This window comes from Burkholderia sp. YIM B11467, from assembly GCF_052952715.1.
This window is the reverse complement of sequence record NZ_JBQVSQ010000005.1, coordinates 301,177-318,684: the sequence shown is the minus strand read 5'-3', so window position 1 is coordinate 318,684 and position 17,508 is coordinate 301,177. Positions and strand designations below refer to the sequence as shown.

Below are 17,508 nucleotides of genomic sequence, written 5' to 3'. Positions count from 1 at the left end.
GTTCTCCTAACGAGACGGAATGTCAGAGTTCGCCGGATCGGATCAGCCCGACGGCGATGCCTTCCAGCGCGAATTCCGCGCTGCCGGCCTTGACGAAGATGTTTTCGTAATCGGGGTTCTCCGCGATCAGCTCGAGACCGCCCGGCCGGCGCATCAGGCGCTTGACCGTGACGTCGTCGCCGAGACGCGCGACGATGATCTGGCCGTCCTTCGCTTCGGTGCGCTTCTGCACGGCGAGCAGGTCGCCGTCGAGAATGCCGGCGTCGCGCATCGACAGGCCGCGCACCTTCAGCAGGTAGTCGGGCTTGCTGGAGAACAGCGCGGGATCGCACGCGTAATGCTGCGAGATGTGCTCCTGCGCGAGGATCGGGCTACCGGCCGCGACGCGGCCGACGAGCGGCAGCGACAGCTGCATCAGGCCGGCATGCGGCAGCGTGAACTGGTGCGGGGAATCTTCGAGGCCGAGCAGGCGGATGCCGCGCGACGCGCCGGCGGCCAACTCGATCACGCCCTTGCGCGCCAGTGCGCGCAGGTGCTCCTCGGCCGCATTCGGCGAGCTGAAGCCCAGTTCGGCCGCGATCTCGGCGCGGGTGGGCGGGAATCCGGAGCGTTCGATCGCGCGACGGATCAAGTCGAACACTTGCTGCTGACGGGCGGTGAGTTTGGTCATGGCTCAACTGTATGGATAGACAGTGAGCTGTATTTTTATACAGTACTTCGCGAAATTCAAGTGTTACGTGAGGTTCGACGCGATCGCGCCGGTTCCGACGCGATTCCGCGACGTCCGGACGCCGGTTTATCCGCCGCAACCGTCCATCCCGTCTGCGTTAGCACTTTTGAGTATTAAAAAATGAAGAACGATTATTTTTAATCATGTAACCCGTTCGCTAGACTGGCCCGACATCGCAATACCGACAACACTGGAGAACCAAGGATGGCGAAGCGCAATACGGGGCTGGTGGGCGGGGTGGGCCGCCTGATCGCAACACTCGCGCTGGGCGCGGCGGCGGCGCTGGGCGTCGCGACGCATGCCCAGGCCGATACGACCTTCCTGAACGTGTCGTACGACCCGACGCGCGAGCTGTATCAGGACTTCAACCAGGCGTTCGGCAAGGAGTGGAAGGCGAAGACGGGCGAGACCGTCAACTTCAAGCAGTCGCACGGCGGCTCGGGCGCGCAGGCTCGATCGGTGCTCGACGGCCTGCAGGCCGACGTCGTCACGCTGGCGCTCGCTTACGACATCGACGCGCTCGCGAACAAGGGGCTCGTCAACAAGGACTGGCAGAAGCGCCTGCCCGACAACGCTTCGCCGTACACGTCGACGATCGTGTTCCTCGTGCGCAAGGGCAATCCGAAGGGGATCAAGGACTGGGACGACCTGACCAAGCCGGGCATCTCGATCGTCACGCCGAACCCGAAGACGTCGGGCGGCGCGCGCTGGAACTACCTGGCCGCGTGGGCGTACGCGCTGCACAAGCCGGGCGGCAACGAGCAGACGGCGAAGGAATTCGTCACGAAGCTCTACAAGAATGCGGGCGTGCTCGATTCGGGCGCGCGAGGCGCGACGACGAGCTTCGTGCAGCGCGGGATCGGCGACGTGCTGATCGCATGGGAAAACGAGGCATTCCTGTCGGTCAAGGAATTCGGCACCGACAAGTTCGAGATCGTCGTGCCGTCGGTGAGCATCCTGGCCGAGCCGCCCGTCGCGGTGGTCGACAAGGTGGTCGACAAGAAGGGCACGCGCAAGCTGGCCGACGCGTACCTGAATTTCCTGTACAGCCCGCAGGGCCAGGAGATCGCGGCGCGCAACTACTACCGGCCGCGTTCGAAGAACGTGCCGGCCGAACTGACGAAGCAGTTCCCGAAGCTGAAGCTGTACACGGTCGACGACACGTTCGGCGGCTGGACGAATGCGCAGAAGACGCATTTCGCGGACGGCGGCGTGTTCGATTCGATCTACAAGCCGCAGTAACGCCATAACGACAGCGGTGCGCCACGCAGTGCGCCGCATCCCCGACGGGCCGCCGGCGCGATTCATGCGCCGGCGTTTGCGTCGGACCCATGAGCAGCAACGACCCAGCAAGAGCATCCGATGACGACGTACACCTTTCGCAAGCCGAGCGCGCTGCCCGGTTTCGGCGTGACGCTAGGCATCACGGTGGCCTATTTGAGCCTCGTGGTGCTGATTCCGCTCGCCGCCACGTTCCTGAAGACCGCGACGCTGTCGTGGGACCAGTTCGTCACCGCCGTCACGTCGCCGCGCGTGCTCGCGTCGTACCGGCTGACGTTCTCGGCCGCGCTCGGCGGCGCGCTGATCAACGCCGTGTTCGGCTTCCTCGTCGCGTGGGTGCTCGTGCGCTACACGTTCCCGTTCAAGCGGATCGTCGATGCGATCGTCGACCTGCCGTTCGCGCTGCCGACCTCGGTCGCCGGCATCTCGCTCGCGGCCGTCTATGCGACCAACGGCTGGGTCGGCCAGTATCTCGCGCCGCTCGGCATCAAGATCGCGTTCACGCCGGCCGGCGTGCTGGTCGCGCTGACCTTCATCGGGCTGCCGTTCGTCGTGCGCACCGTGCAGCCGGTGCTCGAGGATTTCGAGCGCGAGCAGGAAGAGGCCGCCGCGTGCCTCGGCGCGTCGCGCTGGCTGACGTTCCGCCGCGTCGTGCTGCCGGCCGTGCTGCCGGCGCTGCTCACCGGTTTCGCGCTGGCGTTCGCGCGCGCGCTCGGCGAATACGGCTCGGTGATCTTCATCGCCGGCAACGTGCCGATGAAATCCGAGATCACGTCGCTGCTCATCATCACGAAGCTCGAACAGTACGACTACGCGGGCGCGACCGCGCTCGCGGTCGTGATGCTGGTCGTGTCGTTCCTGATGCTGCTGCTGATCAACACGTTGCAATGGTATTTGCAGCGTCGCACGAGCAAGGGCGCGAGCGGCCCCGCGCCCGCGACCGTCGTCGCAACCGCAGCAGGAGGCCAGCAATGAATCAGGAGGCCACCGTCGTGCTGAAAACCCCGTCGTCGGCCGCGCGCGGGCGCGCCGCGAAGCGGCTCGACCCCGTCAGCGAGTCGCGCGTCGTGCGCTGGCTGCTCACGGGCATCGCGCTGGCGTTCCTCGCGTTCTTCCTCGTCGTGCCGCTCGCCGCGGTGTTCGTCGAGGCGCTGAGAAAGGGCGTCGGCTTCTACCTCGAATCGCTGGCCGATCCCGATGCCTGGGCGGCGATCAAGCTGACGCTGACCGTCGCCGCGATCGCCGTGCCGCTGAACCTCGTGTTCGGCGTGTGCGCATCGTGGGCGATCGCGAAGTTCGAATTCCGCGGCAAGGCGTTGCTGACGACGCTGATCGACCTGCCGTTCTCCGTGTCGCCGGTGATCTCGGGCCTCGTCTACGTGCTGCTGTTCGGCGCGCAGGGCTGGATCGGGCCGTGGCTGCAGGACCACGACGTGCAGATCATCTTCGCGGTGCCGGGCATCGTGCTCGCGACGATCTTCGTCACGTTTCCGTTCGTCGCGCGCGAGCTGATTCCGCTGATGCAGGCGCAAGGCACCGACGAGGAAGAGGCCGCGCGCGTGCTTGGCGCGTCGGGCTGGCAGATCTTCCGTCGCGTGACGCTGCCGAACGTGCGGTGGGGCCTGCTGTACGGCGTGATCCTGTGCAATGCGCGCGCGATGGGCGAGTTCGGTGCGGTGTCGGTCGTGTCGGGCCATATCCGCGGCGTGACCGACACGATGCCGCTGCACGTCGAGATCCTGTACAACGAATACAACTTCGCGGCGGCGTTCGCGGTGGCGTCGGTGCTGGCGCTGCTCGCGCTCGTCACGCTCGCGCTGAAGCTGCTCGCCGAGCGTCATCTCGCCGCCGAACTTGCCGGCGCGCGCGACGCCGTTCCCGCACATGCCGGCCCCGTCGCCGCCGTTTCGTCGAAATCGTAAAGAGGCAACCAGAATGGGCATCACCGTCCGTAATCTTCAGAAGCGCTTCGGCGATTTCACGGCGCTCGACAACGTCTCGCTCGACTTCCCGCCCGGCGAACTGGTCGCGCTGCTCGGGCCGTCCGGCTGCGGCAAGACCACGCTGCTGCGCGTGATCGCGGGCCTCGAGCACGCGGACGCCGGCCAGGTCGTGCTGCAGGGGCTCGACGTCGCGTCGGTCGGCGCGCGCGACCGTCAGGTCGGTTTCGTGTTCCAGCATTACGCGCTGTTCCGCCACATGACGGTATTCGAGAACGTCGCGTTCGGGCTGCGCGTGAAGCCGCGCCGCGAGCGGCCGTCGGAAGCCGCGATTCGCGACAAGGTGCACGACCTGCTGAAGCTCGTGCAGCTCGACTGGCTCGCGCAGCGCTATCCGTCCGAACTGTCGGGCGGCCAGCGCCAGCGCATCGCGCTCGCCCGCGCGCTCGCGGTCGAGCCGAAGGTGCTGCTGCTCGACGAACCGTTCGGCGCGCTCGACGCGAAGGTCCGCAAGGAACTGCGCGGCTGGCTGCGTCGTCTGCACGACGACCTGCACATCTCGACGATCTTCGTCACGCACGACCAGGAGGAGGCGCTGGAAGTCGCGGACCGCATCGTCGTGCTGAACCGCGGCCACGTCGAGCAGGTCGGTAGCCCGCAGGACGTCTACGATCATCCGCAGAGCGCGTTCGTGTACGAGTTCCTCGGCGCTGCCAACCGGCTGCCGGGCACGGTCGCCGGGCGCGGCTTCGTCGCCGAGGGCGCGGCCGCGCCGATCGAGGTCGATGCCGATTTCGCGGGCCCCGCGAACGCGTACGTGCGACCGCACGACCTGCAGCTTTGGCCGACGGGCGAAGGGCACCGCGACGGCATCGCGGTGGACGTGCGCCGTGTGATCCCGCTCGGCGGTTCGGTGCGCGTGGAGCTCGAGGCGCGCGCGGGCGGCGCGCTCGAGGCGGAACTCGATCGCGACGCGTGGCGTGCGCTTTCGCTGCAGGTCGGCGACGGTGCGACGGCCGTGCCGCGCGCGGTGCGTGTGTTTCCCGCGCGTTGACGAGAGAATGCTGGGCAGAGGGCGGAAACCGCTCCGATTCGACAATCAAACAACGACAGCCTAAGAGGCATACCCATGAATTTTCAGCAATTGCGGTTCGTGCGCGAAGCGGTGCGCCAGAACATGAACCTGACGGAAGTCGCGAACGTGCTGTACACGTCGCAGTCGGGCGTGTCGAAGCAGATCAAGGATCTCGAGGATGAACTGGGCGTCGACATCTTCATCCGGCGCGGCAAGCGGCTGACGGGGCTCACGGAGCCCGGCAAGGCCGTGCACCAGCTGATCGAGCGGATGCTGCTCGACGCCGAGAACCTGCGCCGCGTCGCACGCCAGTTCGCCGACCAGGACAGCGGCCACCTCGTCGTCGCGACGACGCACACGCAGGCGCGCTACGCGCTGCCGAAGGTGATCCGGCAGTTCACCGACGTGTTCCCGAAGGTGCATCTCGCGCTGCGTCAGGGCAGCCCGCAGCAGATCGCGCAGATGATCCTGAACGGCGAGGCCGATCTCGGCATCTCGACCGAGGCACTCGACCGCTATCCGGACATCGTCACGTTCCCGTGCTATTCGTGGCATCACACGGTCGTTGTGCCGAAGGGCCATCCGCTCGTCGGCCGTGAGAACCTGACGCTCGAGGAAATCGCCGAATACCCGATCATCACGTACGACCAGGACTTCACGGGCCGCTCGCATATCGACCAGGCGTTCACGCAGGCGGGTGCCGTGCCCGACGTCGTGCTGACCGCGATCGACGCGGACGTGATCAAGACCTACGTCGAACTCGGGATGGGGATCGGCGTCGTCGCGGCGATGGCCTACGATCCGCAGCGCGATACCGGGCTTGTCGAACTCGATACGCAGCATCTGTTCGAGGCGAGCACGACGCGGGTCGGGCTGCGCAAGGGCGCATTCCTGCGCGCGTATGCGTACCGGCTGATCGAGATGTTCGCGCCGCACCTGAACGAAGCGGAAATCGCGGGGATGTTGCGCGAAGCCGTCTGACGGCGGCGCGCCGCGCGCCGTCCGGGAAAGTTGCCCGCGGACGGCGCGACGTGCGCGCAGGCTGCCATGCACAGGGCGGCGGCAGGAGCAGGGGATGCGCCGTCGCTGTCATGGTTGACCGACTCAACGAATCATCGACCGCAGTCGCGGTTTCCAGTCCGATGCGTCGCGAGCGGCGCTCGACACGCGTTCGTCTGCCAGCAGAAAAACAAGACGGCACATTCGAACGCTTCGTTTCGGCCCTGTCGAACGGGCTACTCTTCGGAAGATATGATTCAATGCGCCTGAATGCCGGGTGACGGGCGTTCGGGCCGCTCCACGGCTGTCATCCTGACTGACCGGCCGGCCCCCGCGGCACAACGCAACGCGCAACGCTGCGTCGAAGTGCGAGAAGCGAAACCGACAAGCCCTCATCGTTCAGCAAACAACGCATGTGGATTGCCGGTTCCAACCCACTCGAACGCACATCACGCAGCGCGCAACACGCAACACGTACGGAGAAGCACTAAACAATGAATCTCAAATGGTTTCTCTTTTCCTTCGAAGGCCGGATCGGCCGCATGCCGTGGTGGATCTACGCGCTGGTTTCCGCGTTGATCGGCGCGGTTTTCGATGCGGGTTCCCGCGGTTCGCCGGATGACGATTTGCCGCTACTGGCGATGCTTGTGCTGGTCGCGATCGCGGTCGTCGCGGTGTGGTCGTCGCTTGCCGTCGGTGTGAAGCGGCTGCACGACATCGACAAGTCGGGATGGTGGATGCTGCTGATTTTCGTGCCGATCGTCGGCGCGATCGCGCTGTTCGTGATGAACGGCTTCATCGCCGGCACGCCGCATGCGAACCGCTTCGGCGAGCCGCCGTCGTCCGATGAAGACGAACTCGCACCGCAGGACCCGGTGTGATGCGCGATGCACGCGCTCCGAATAAACCCTTAATTATTGATCAGACAGGTTGCGCGTCGAAGCGAATCGGTACAGCATAGCCCTCACTCCGCCGGCGGTCCCGCTGGCGGCGGCGCGTCAACGACAGCACGCGCCAGGCAGTCGGCCGTCTGCCTCGCTTCCATTTCGTGGTACCGACAGCAGCATCGATGGCCATTGCTCGGGTAGTGTGGCGCAAACGTTTGCTCACATTAAAACAACAGTCCGGCCCATTGGGCCAGTCGCCAGGAGATGTGTATGAATGTCCTGTTTCGCCGTCGCTTCCTGACCGCCGCGCTCGCCGCCGTCGCGGTCGCTGCCGCACCGGCCGTCCACGCGCAATCGGCGGCCAAGCCGAAGGTCGCGCTCGTGATGAAGTCGCTCGCCAACGAGTTCTTCCTGACGATGGAAACCGGCGCGAAGGAATACCAGAAACACAATGCCAGCCAGTTCGACCTGATCACCAACGGCATCAAGGACGAGACCGACACCGCGAACCAGATCCGCATCGTCGAGCAGATGATCGTGTCGAAGGTCGACGCGATCGTGCTCGCGCCGGCCGATTCGAAGGCGCTCGTGCCGGTCGTGAAGAAGGCGGTCGATGCGGGCATCATCGTCGTGAACATCGACAACCGGCTCGATCCCGACGTGCTGAAGTCGAAGAACCTGAACGTGCCGTTCGTCGGCCCGGACAACCGCAAGGGCGCGCGCAAGATCGGCGACTACCTCGCGAAGCGGCTGAAGGCGGGCGACCAGGTCGGCATCGTCGAAGGCGTGTCGACGACGACCAATGCGCAGCAGCGCACGGCCGGTTTCCAGGATGCGATGAAGGCGGGCGGGATGAAGGTCGTGTCGGTGCAGTCGGGCGAATGGGAGATCGACAAGGGCAATGCGGTCGCATCCGCGATGCTCAACGAATACCCGAACCTGAAGGCGCTGCTGTGCGGCAACGACAACATGGCGATCGGCGCCGTGTCGGCTGTGCGCGCGGCCGGCAAGCAAGGCAAGGTGCTTGTGGTCGGCTACGACAACATCAACGCGATCAAGCCGATGCTGAAGGACGGCCGCGTGGTCGCGACCGCCGATCAATACGCGGCGAAGCAGGCCGTGTTCGGCATCGACACGGCGCTTAAGGCGATTGCCGAGCATCGCAAGCAGGCCGACATGTCGGGCGTGGTCGAGACGCCGGTGGATCTCGTGACGAAGTGACGCGGCCCCGATGCGGCCGCCGCCCTCAAGAATCCGGCGCGGCGGCCGTTATCAGGGGTGAGCGCGATCACGGCCACTGCATGCACATGCACTTGTGAGCGTCACACCCGCGCGCCGCGTACAAGCGGCCGCAACCAGGATCGCGATGGAACCGACCTTCCAACCCTCCCGTTCAGCCCATCCCGTGCTGTCCGTCTCCGGCATCGGCAAGACCTATGCCGAACCCGTGCTCGCCGACGTCACGCTGACGCTCGAGGCGGGCCATGCGCTTGCGCTGACGGGCGAGAACGGCGCCGGCAAGAGCACGCTGTCGAAGATCATCGGCGGGCTCGTCGAACCGACCACCGGCACGATGCTACTCGGCGGCCACGCGTATGCGCCGGCGAGCCGCACGCAGGCGGAGGCGCTCGGCGTGCGCATGGTGATGCAGGAGCTGAACCTGCTGCCGACGCTGACGGTCGCCGAAAACCTGTTCCTGAATCGCCTGCCACGGCGCTTCGGGATCATCGACCGCACGCGGTTGCGCGACGACGCGCGTGCCGCGATGGCGCAGGTCGGGCTCGACGCGGTCGATCCCGATACGCCGGTCGGCGCGCTCGGCATCGGCCACCAGCAGATGGTCGAGATCGCGCGCAACCTGATCGGCGACTGCCGCGTGCTGATTCTCGACGAGCCGACCGCGATGCTGACGGCGCGCGAAGTCGAGCTGCTGTTCGAGCAGATCGACCGGCTGAAGGCGCGCGGTGTCGCCATCGTCTACATCTCGCACCGGCTCGAGGAACTCGCGCGCGTCGCCGAGCGAGTCGCGGTGCTGCGCGACGGCCGGCTCGTGCATGCGGGCGACATGGCGGCGACGACGTCCGACGGGCTCGTCACGCTGATGGTCGGGCGCGAGATCGGCGAGCACATCGATCTCGGCGAACGCCATATCGGCGCGCCGCGACTCGTCGTGTCGGGTCTCTCGCGCGGGACGGCCGTGCGCGACGTGTCGCTCGAGATCCGCTCAGGCGAGATCTTCGGCATCTCGGGGCTGATCGGCGCAGGGCGCACCGAGCTGCTGCGGTTGATCTACGGCGCCGACACGCCGGATGCGGGGACGATCGCGGTCGGCCAGCCGCTGAAGCCGGCGCGGATCGGTTCGCCCGTCGATGCAGTGAAGCACGGCATCGCGCTGATCACCGAGGATCGCAAGGGTGAAGGGCTGCTGCTGTCGCAGTCGGTGACCGCGAACGTGTCGCTCGGCCAGCTCGACCGGTTCGCGCGCGGCGGCATCGTCGATACCGTGCGCGAAACGGCGCTCGCCGAGCAGCAGATCGACGCGCTGCGGATCCGCACGCACGGCGCGACGCAGGCGGTCGGCGAACTGTCGGGCGGCAACCAGCAGAAGGTCGTGATCGGCCGCTGGCTGGCGCGCGACATGGGCGTGCTGCTGTTCGACGAGCCGACGCGCGGGATCGACGTCGGCGCGAAGTTCGAGATCTACACTTTGATGGGCGCGCTCGCGCGCGAAGGCCGTGCACTCGTCGTCGTGTCGAGCGACCTGCGCGAGCTGATGCTGATCTGCGACCGGATCGGCGTGATGTCGGCCGGCCGCATGACCGCCGTGTTCGAGCGCGGCAACTGGACCCAGGATGCGCTGCTGGCCGCGGCGTTCGCCGGCTTCGGCCGCGAGACGCCGCCGGGCGGCGCGCAGCATCCGGACGCCGGGCAGGCGCAAGGCGCCGCTCCGGGCACTTCGACGACAGGACGACAGTAATGACCCAGCCTCCCGTATCCCCGACCGACGCAGGCGCACAGCAGACCGCGACGGGGCGCCGCGCGCGCACGCTGTCCGGCACGCGGCTCGGCCTGTCGAACTATCTCGGGCTCGCCGGCGCGCTCGCCGCGATGATCGCGCTGTTTTCGATGCTGAGTTCGCATTTCCTGACCTACGATACGTTCAGCACGATCGCGAACCAGATTCCCGATCTCGTCGTGATGTCGGTCGGGATGACCTTCGTGCTGATCATCGCCGGGATCGACCTGTCGGTCGGCTCGGTGCTCGCGCTCGCCGCGTCGATGGTCAGCGTCGCCGCGCTGAAATGGCAGTGGGGGCCGCTGCCGGCCGCGCTGATCGGGATCGCGGCCGCGACCGTCACGGGCGCGCTGACGGGCGCCGTCACGGTCGGCTGGCGGATCCCGTCGTTCATCGTGTCGCTGGGTGTGCTGGAGGCCGCGCGCGGCCTCGCGTACCAGCTGACGAATTCGCGCACGGCCTATATCGGCGACGCGTTCGATTTCCTGTCGAATCCGATCGCGCTGGGCATCTCGCCGGCGTTCCTGATCGCGGTCGCGGTGATGATCGCGGCCCAGTTCGGGCTCACGCGCACCGTGTTCGGACGCTATCTGGTCGGGATCGGCACCAACGAAGAAGCGGTCCGACTTGCAGGGGTTAACCCGCGTCCGTATAAAATTCTCGTATTCGCATTGATGGGCGCGCTCGCGGGGCTCGCGTCGTTGTTCCAGATTTCGCGGCTCGAGGCCGCCGACCCGAATGCGGGCGTGGGTCTCGAGCTGCAGGTGATCGCGGCCGTCGTGATCGGCGGCACGAGCCTGATGGGCGGGCGCGGCTCGGTGATCAGCACGTTTTTCGGCGTGTTGATCATCTCCGTGCTGGCCGCGGGGCTGGCGCAGATCGGTGCGAACGAGCCGACCAAGCGGATCATCACCGGCGCGGTGATCGTGGTGGCGGTCGTGCTCGACACGTATCGCAGCCGGCGCGCGCGCGCCCGGTAGTACGACAGACAGAACAGACCAGAGAGAAACGGGAAATGGCGACGATCAAGGATGTGGCGGCCATGGCGGGCGTGTCGTTTACGACCGTCTCGCACGTGGTGAACAATTCGCGGCCGGTGTCCGCGGATGTGCGTGCGAAGGTCGAGGGCGCGATCCGCGAGCTGAACTACGTGCCTTCGGCCGTGGCGCGCTCGCTGAAGGCACGCTCGACGGCGACCATCGGCCTCGTCGTGCCGAACAGCACGAATCCGTATTTCGCGGAGCTTGCGCGCGGCATTGAAGACCAGTGCGCGGCCAACGGCTATTGCGTGTTCTTCTGCAATTCGGACGACGATCCCAAGAAGCAGCGCAACTACCTGCGCGTGCTGCAGGAAAAACGCATCGACGGGCTGATCGTTGCGTCGGCGGGCGAGGATGCGGTGCTTGCGGAGACGCTCGCGGACGCGCATGCGCCGCTCGTCGTCGTCGACCGCAACATCGAGGGGCTCGCGGCCGACCTCGTGCAGATCGACCACGAGCGCGGCGCCTACCTGGCGACGCGCCATCTGCTCGAACTCGGGCACGCGAAGATCGGCTGCATCACGGGGCCGACCGACACGGCGGTCAGTGCGATGCGCGTGCACGGCTTCATCCGCGCGATGGCCGAGCGCGGGATCGACATCATGCCGGGCGCGATCGCGGAAAGCGACTTCTCGTGCCTCGGCGGTTATCACGCGGCGTCGCGGCTGTTCGAATCGGTGCGGCCGAGCGCGATCTTCGCGGGCAACGACCTGATGGGCGTCGGCGCGCTGCGCGCGGCGGCCGAGCGCGGGATGCGCGTGCCCGACGACTGCTCGATCATCGGTTTCGACGACATCGAATTTTCCCGCTACACGTATCCGGCGCTGTCGACGGTCGGCCAGTCGGTGCGCGCGCTCGGCGAAATGGCCGCGCAGACGCTGATCGAGCGGATCGGCGGCGGGTCGACGGCCGCGCCGAGCCGCCGCCGGGTCGTGTCGCCGCGCCTCGTGCTGCGCGAATCGACCGCGATCTACCGCGAGCCGCCTGCACCGGGCGGCCGCGCATGACGGCGCCCGTGGCGGGCGCCGGCCGCGTGACGGTGGTCGGCAGCCTCAACATGGATCTCGTCGTGCGTGCGCCGCGGCTGCCGCTGCCGGGCGAAACGCTTGCCGGTCACGCGTTCGCGCAGGCGGCGGGCGGCAAGGGCGGCAACCAGGCCGTCGCCGCGGCGCGGCTCGGCGCGCAGGTCGCGATGATCGGTTGCGTCGGCGCGGATGCGCACGGCACGGCATTGCGCGCGGGCCTCGAAGCCGAGGGAATCGACTGCGCGGGGCTCGCGACGAGCACGTCGGCGTCGACCGGCGTCGCGCTGATCGTCGTCGACGATGCGAGCCAGAACGCGATCGTGATCGTCGCGGGCGGTAACGGCGAGGTCACGGCCGCAACGGTTGCGCGCCACGAGGCGACGCTGGCGTCGGCCGACGTGCTGATCTGCCAGCTCGAGACGCCGCCGGACACGGTGTTCGCGGCGCTGTCGGCCGGACGGCGGCTCGGCCGCACGGTGGTGCTCAATCCGGCCCCGGCCGTCGCGCCGTTGCCGGCGGGCTGGCTGCCGCTCGTCGATTACCTGATCCCCAACGAGGTCGAGGCGGCGGCGCTGACCGCGCTGCCCGTGCGCGATCCGGCCGAGGCGGAAGCTGCCGCCCGTGCGCTGCAGGCCGGCGGCGCGCGCAACGTGCTGGTCACGCTCGGCGCGCGTGGCGTGCTTGCGCTGACGGCCGACGGCGCCGCGCGGCACTATCCGGCCCCGGCCGTGCAGGCCGTCGACACGACGGCGGCCGGCGACACCTTCATCGGCGGTTTTTCCGCACGGCTCGCGGCCGGCGCGGACGTCGACACCGCCATCCGCTTCGCGCAACGCGCGGCGGCGCTGTCGGTCACGCGCGCGGGCGCGCAGCCGTCGATTCCGACGCTCGCCGAACTGGCCGATTAGGGCCCGATCTCCAACCCCCGATCCCCGATTCCGCAGCACGGCCGGCTCGTCACACGAGACGGCCGGCCGCGCGCGCGGCCACGCGCCGGAGTGCCGGCGAACCTTTTTCCATCCTGCTTGCCGAGATTGCACGATGTTGCATTATTCGTTCAGCTGTTTGTAATAAACAGACGAATTATTCGAAAAAATCCGTGAAAACCATCAAGTTGTGCGTCGCACGGTCGTAAATGCACCAGGAGAAGCAATGCTTCGAGCCAACGGGCCTGGCCCGTTCATGACGTCGCTACACAGGAAGGATGATGGTGTTCAGGAACCTGACGATTCGCGCGCGCATCGGTTTGACGATGGCGTTTCTGGCGGTGCTGCTGGGCGTAACCGGCGTGCTCGGGCTGTACGGGATGACGCGTTCGAACGACTCGACGCGCGAAATTTTCACGAACCAGATGCCGAGCGCGGTCGACGTGGCGGTCGCGGAAATGTTCGCGGCGCGCGAGCGCCTCGCGCTCGACCGCGCGGCGCTGCTGACCGGCACACCGGACTCGGCGGCCGCCGTCGAGCGCAGCCGCGCGATGCGTACGCAGGCCGATGCGTGGTGGCAGAAGTATCTCGCGCTGCCGCGCGGGCCGGAGGAGGATCGGCTCGCGCAGGATGTGGCCGCGAAGCGACAGGCGCTGCAACGCGGCTGTGACGCGTTCGCGAGCATCCTCGGAGCGGACCAGCGCGATCGCATCGGCGACGGCGCCAAGCAGCTCCAGGCGCTCTACAACGACCTCGCGGTGTCCAGCGAAGCGCTGCGCAACTTCCAGTTCACCGACGCGAAGGCGGGTTTCGACAGTGCGGAATCGATGTTCGACACGTTGCGGGTCCTGTCGATCGTCGCGCTCGTGGCCGGCATCGGCGCCGCGCTGCTGTCGTGGCTGACGCTGAGCCGCGCGATCGGCCGCCCGATTGCCGACGCGCTTACGCATTTCGACGCGATCGCCGCGGGCGACCTGCGCCGGCCGATCGTCGTGGAGCGGCGCGACGAGATGGGCCAGCTGCTCGAGGGCCTGGCGAAGATGCAGCGCGGACTGGTCGACACGGTACGCACCGTGCGCGGCGGCAGCGAGTCGATCGCGACGGCGGCCCGCCAGATCGCGGCCGGCAACATCGACCTGTCGTCGCGCACCGAGGAACAGGCCGCCGCGCTGCAGGAAACCGCGTCGAGCATGGAGCAACTGACCGGCACGGTGAAACAGAACGCGGACAATGCGCGCCAGGCAAGCTCGCTGGCCGCGAACGCCTCGGAGATTGCAAACAAGGGCAATACGGTGGTCGGCCAGGTGGTCGGCACGATGGGCGAGATCAACGACAGCTCGGCAAAGATCGCGGACATCATTGCGATCATCGAAGGAATCGCATTCCAGACCAACATTCTTGCGCTGAATGCGGCCGTCGAAGCGGCGCGCGCGGGCGAGGAAGGCCGCGGTTTCGCGGTCGTCGCGGGCGAGGTGCGCAGCCTTGCACAGCGTTCGTCGGCCGCGGCCAAGGAGATCAAGGCGCTGATCGACGCGTCGGTGGAGCGCATCCGGTCGGGTTCCACGCTGGTCGACGAAGCAGGGCGCACGATGAGCGACGTGATCGGTGCGGTGCAGCGCGTGACGGACATCATGGGCGAGATCGCGGCGGCGTCCGAAGAGCAGAGCGGCGGGATCGACCAGGTGGCGCGCGCGGTCGCGCAGATGGACGAGGTCACGCAGCAGAATGCGGCGCTCGTCGAGGAAGCCGCGGCCGCCGCGCAGTCGCTCGACGAACAGGCGGCGCGCCTGCGCGAAACGGCGTCGGTATTCCAGCTCGACGGCGACGCGGCGCGCTCGGGTGCTATCGCTCCGGTTGCGGCGCGTCATGCGCCGCGTGCATCTTCGGCCGCAGGTCAGGCTGTGGCGCGCGATGATCGCGATGCACCGCCGAAACGCACGGCCGCGGCGATGCCGGCGCGCAAGCCAGCTACCGCCGCTGCTGCGCCCGCACCGGCGCCAGCGACCGCGACCGCCGGCGCCGACGACTGGGAGACCTTCTGATTCGCGCGTGCCGCGCATCTATCCCCATTTGGTGACGAACGACGCCCGCGACCTGCGGGCGTTGTCGTTTTTGCGGCGAACAAAATGTGACAGCGCGCATGCACGATCGTGCATCGTCGTGTGCATCGCGTGACCTGTGCCGACGGATCCACGCAACGATGCGTGTCGTATGTCCGCATCGATGGTACGGGTATCTCCGTAAGGGCGTTGCGCAAAAAAATTGTAACGGCGCGCGAAGCGTGTCGTCGTAAACGGCCGCTCGAACGTATAGGGATGAAGGGGAGAAGTGGCAACGTCGGATGTGTCCAACGCACAAGACGTTCTGTCGTTCGACGAGACGCGGCGGATGCAGTTTCTGCGGCTCGGGAGATCGATTGTAAAACGACGAAATGTGTTGTCCAAGCGGTGTTGTCGAGAATAACGAACTTCATACGAAGAGTTCGTGAAAAAAAAACAGAAAGGGTTTAGGATGAATTCGAACGCGCTTGCTTCTGCGCAGTCGTACGAAGGCAGGCACGTCTTCAGACTCAGGCGAGGGAGGTAGCATGGATATTTACAGCAGCTTCGCGAACCGCTTCGAAAAAACGCGAGAGGAAGAGCTCTCGCTGGAGGAGTATCTCGCGCTCTGCAAGAACGATCCATCCGCGTACGCGACGGCTGGTGAACGCATGCTGGCAGCAATCGGGGAACCTGAACACATCGATACCCGCAACGAGCCGCGCTTGTCGCGGATCTTCGCGAACAAGGTCATCAAGGTCTATCCCGCATTCCGTGAGTTCTACGGAATGGAGGAAGTGATCGAGCAGGTGGTTGCGTACTTCCGCCACTCTGCGCAAGGGCTCGAAGAGAAGAAGCAGATCCTCTATCTCCTCGGTCCGGTGGGCGGCGGCAAGTCGTCGATCGCCGAGCGTCTGAAGCAACTGATGGAGCGCGTGCCGTTCTATTCGCTGAAGGGTTCGCCCGTCAACGAATCGCCGCTCGGGCTGTTCGACTACGACGAAGACGGCCCGATCCTCGAGGAACAGTACGGCATTCCGCGCCGCTACCTGAAAAGCATCCTGAGTCCGTGGGCCGTCAAGCGGCTGCACGAATACAACGGCGACATCCGCCAGTTCCGCGTCGTGCGTCGTTATCCGTCGATCCTGCGGCAGGTCGGCATCGCGAAGACGGAGCCGGGCGACGAGAACAATCAGGACATCTCGTCACTCGTCGGCAAGGTCGACATCCGCAAGCTCGAGCAGTACGCGCAGGACGATGCCGACGCGTACAGCTACTCGGGCGGCCTGTGCCTCGCGAACCAGGGCCTGCTCGAGTTCGTCGAAATGTTCAAGGCGCCGATCAAGGTGCTGCACCCGCTGCTCACCGCGACGCAGGAAGGCAACTTCAAGGGCACCGAAGGCTTCGGCGCGATTCCGTTCGACGGGGTGATCCTCGCGCACTCGAACGAGTCGGAGTGGAAGGCGTTCCGCAACAACCGCAACAACGAGGCACTGCTCGACCGGATCTTCGTCGTGAAGGTGCCGTACTGCCTGCGCGTGTCGGAAGAGACCAAGATCTACGAGAAGCTGATCCGCAACTCGTCGCTTGCCGAAGCCGTCTGCGCGCCGGGCACGCTGAAGATGATGTCGCAGTTCTCGGTGCTGTCGCGCCTGCACGAGCCGGAGAATTCGAGCCTGTTCTCGAAGATGCAGGTGTACGACGGTGAAAACCTGAAGGACACCGATCCGAAGGCGAAGTCGTACCAGGAGTATCGCGACTACGCGGGCGTGGACGAAGGGATGACGGGCGTGTCGACACGCTTCGCGTTCAAGATCATGTCGCGCGTGTTCAACTTCGATTCGAGCGAGGTCGCGGCCAACCCCGTGCACCTGATGTACGTGCTCGAACAGCAGATCGAACGCGAGCAGTTCCCGCCGGAAACCGAGCAGAAGTACCTGTCCTTCGTGAAGGACGTGCTCGCGTCGCGCTACGCGGATTTCATCGGCAAGGAGATCCAGACGGCCTACCTCGAGTCGTATTCGGAGTATGGCCAGAACATCTTCGACCGCTACGTCACGTATGCGGACTTCTGGATCCAGGACCAGGAATTCCGCGATCACGACACGGGCGAGAGCTTCGACCGCGCCGCGTTGAACGCGGAGCTGGAGAAGATCGAGAAGCCGGCCGGCATCAGTAATCCGAAGGATTACCGCAACGAGATCGTGAACTTCGTGTTGCGTGCGCGGGCGGCGAATGCCGGCAAGAACCCCGTGTGGACGAGCTACGAGAAGTTGCGCGTCGTGATCGAGAAGAAGATGTTCTCGAACACCGAGGAATTGTTGCCGGTGATTTCGTTCAACGCGAAGGGGTCGGCGGAGGAGCAGCGCAAACATGAGGACTTTGTGAACCGGATGGTCGCGAAGGGCTATACGCCGAAGCAGGTGAGGCTGCTTTGCGACTGGTACCTGCGTGTGCGCAAGTCGTCATGACGCGCGCGGTACCGCGCCCGTGCGGCGAGTCCGTACGGGCGCTTTCAGAGGCGCCGCCCGCATGACGGGAGACGGCATG

The 17,508-nt window shown here is 66.3% G+C and carries 14 protein-coding genes; 13 read left to right on the top strand and 1 reads right to left on the bottom strand.

Annotation, left to right across the window (positions count from 1 at the left end):
- Positions 1-22: 22 nt before the first annotated feature.
- Entirely contained in the window at positions 23-670 is a 648-nt protein-coding gene (gene lexA, locus ACTRWB_RS19590) for a transcriptional repressor LexA (RefSeq protein WP_047900600.1), read from the bottom strand.
- 264 nt (positions 671-934) lie between these two features.
- On the opposite strand from lexA, the gene ACTRWB_RS19585 reads away from it, so the two are divergent.
- The 13 genes from ACTRWB_RS19585 to ACTRWB_RS19525 all read left to right on the top strand — a co-directional run bounded on the left by ACTRWB_RS19585 (position 935) and on the right by ACTRWB_RS19525 (position 17,429).
- Positions 935-1,972 (top strand): sulfate ABC transporter substrate-binding protein, encoded by a 1,038-nt coding sequence (locus ACTRWB_RS19585; protein ID WP_048243821.1) that lies wholly within the window; start codon positions 935-937, stop codon positions 1,970-1,972.
- Positions 1,973-2,092: 120 nt separating this feature from the next.
- Positions 2,093-2,986, top strand: coding sequence for a sulfate ABC transporter permease subunit CysT (cysT, locus tag ACTRWB_RS19580; RefSeq protein ID WP_193098299.1), 894 nt, complete (start codon positions 2,093-2,095; stop codon positions 2,984-2,986).
- Entirely contained in the window at positions 2,983-3,933 is a 951-nt protein-coding gene (gene cysW, locus ACTRWB_RS19575; RefSeq protein WP_412021897.1) for a sulfate ABC transporter permease subunit CysW, read from the top strand. Before cysT ends, cysW begins: the two co-directional genes overlap by 4 nt.
- A gap of 13 nt (positions 3,934-3,946) precedes the next feature.
- Positions 3,947-5,005 (top strand): sulfate/molybdate ABC transporter ATP-binding protein, encoded by a 1,059-nt coding sequence (locus ACTRWB_RS19570; RefSeq protein ID WP_129514493.1) that lies wholly within the window; start codon positions 3,947-3,949, stop codon positions 5,003-5,005.
- Between the two features lie 75 nt (positions 5,006-5,080).
- On the top strand, positions 5,081-6,007 hold the full coding sequence (locus ACTRWB_RS19565) for a CysB family HTH-type transcriptional regulator (RefSeq protein ID WP_048243814.1): 927 nt from the start codon (positions 5,081-5,083) through the stop codon (positions 6,005-6,007).
- Positions 6,008-6,519: 512 nt separating this feature from the next.
- Entirely contained in the window at positions 6,520-6,906 is a 387-nt protein-coding gene (locus ACTRWB_RS19560; RefSeq protein ID WP_446902948.1) for a DUF805 domain-containing protein, read from the top strand.
- Between the two features lie 276 nt (positions 6,907-7,182).
- A complete protein-coding gene (locus ACTRWB_RS19555; protein ID WP_129514495.1) occupies positions 7,183-8,133 on the top strand; it encodes a sugar ABC transporter substrate-binding protein in 951 nt (316 codons plus the stop codon).
- Positions 8,134-8,278: 145 nt separating this feature from the next.
- Positions 8,279-9,889, top strand: coding sequence for a sugar ABC transporter ATP-binding protein (locus ACTRWB_RS19550; RefSeq protein WP_446902947.1), 1,611 nt, complete (start codon positions 8,279-8,281; stop codon positions 9,887-9,889).
- On the top strand, positions 9,889-10,908 hold the full coding sequence (locus ACTRWB_RS19545) for an ABC transporter permease (RefSeq protein WP_412021894.1): 1,020 nt from the start codon (positions 9,889-9,891) through the stop codon (positions 10,906-10,908). Before ACTRWB_RS19550 ends, ACTRWB_RS19545 begins: the two co-directional genes overlap by 1 nt.
- Before the next feature lie 35 nt (positions 10,909-10,943).
- Complete coding sequence (locus tag ACTRWB_RS19540; protein WP_048243807.1) at positions 10,944-11,975, top strand: LacI family DNA-binding transcriptional regulator; 1,032 nt, start codon at positions 10,944-10,946, stop codon at positions 11,973-11,975.
- A complete protein-coding gene (gene rbsK / locus ACTRWB_RS19535; RefSeq protein WP_446902946.1) occupies positions 11,972-12,901 on the top strand; it encodes a ribokinase in 930 nt (309 codons plus the stop codon). Before ACTRWB_RS19540 ends, rbsK begins: the two co-directional genes overlap by 4 nt.
- Before the next feature lie 299 nt (positions 12,902-13,200).
- Positions 13,201-14,961 (top strand): methyl-accepting chemotaxis protein, encoded by a 1,761-nt coding sequence (locus ACTRWB_RS19530; protein ID WP_446902945.1) that lies wholly within the window; start codon positions 13,201-13,203, stop codon positions 14,959-14,961.
- A 545-nt stretch (positions 14,962-15,506) separates the two neighbouring features.
- The gene (locus ACTRWB_RS19525) at positions 15,507-17,429 is read left to right on the top strand and encodes a PrkA family serine protein kinase (RefSeq protein ID WP_129514500.1); all 1,923 of its coding nucleotides are present in this window, start codon (positions 15,507-15,509) and stop codon (positions 17,427-17,429) included.
- Positions 17,430-17,508 lie beyond the last annotated feature (79 nt).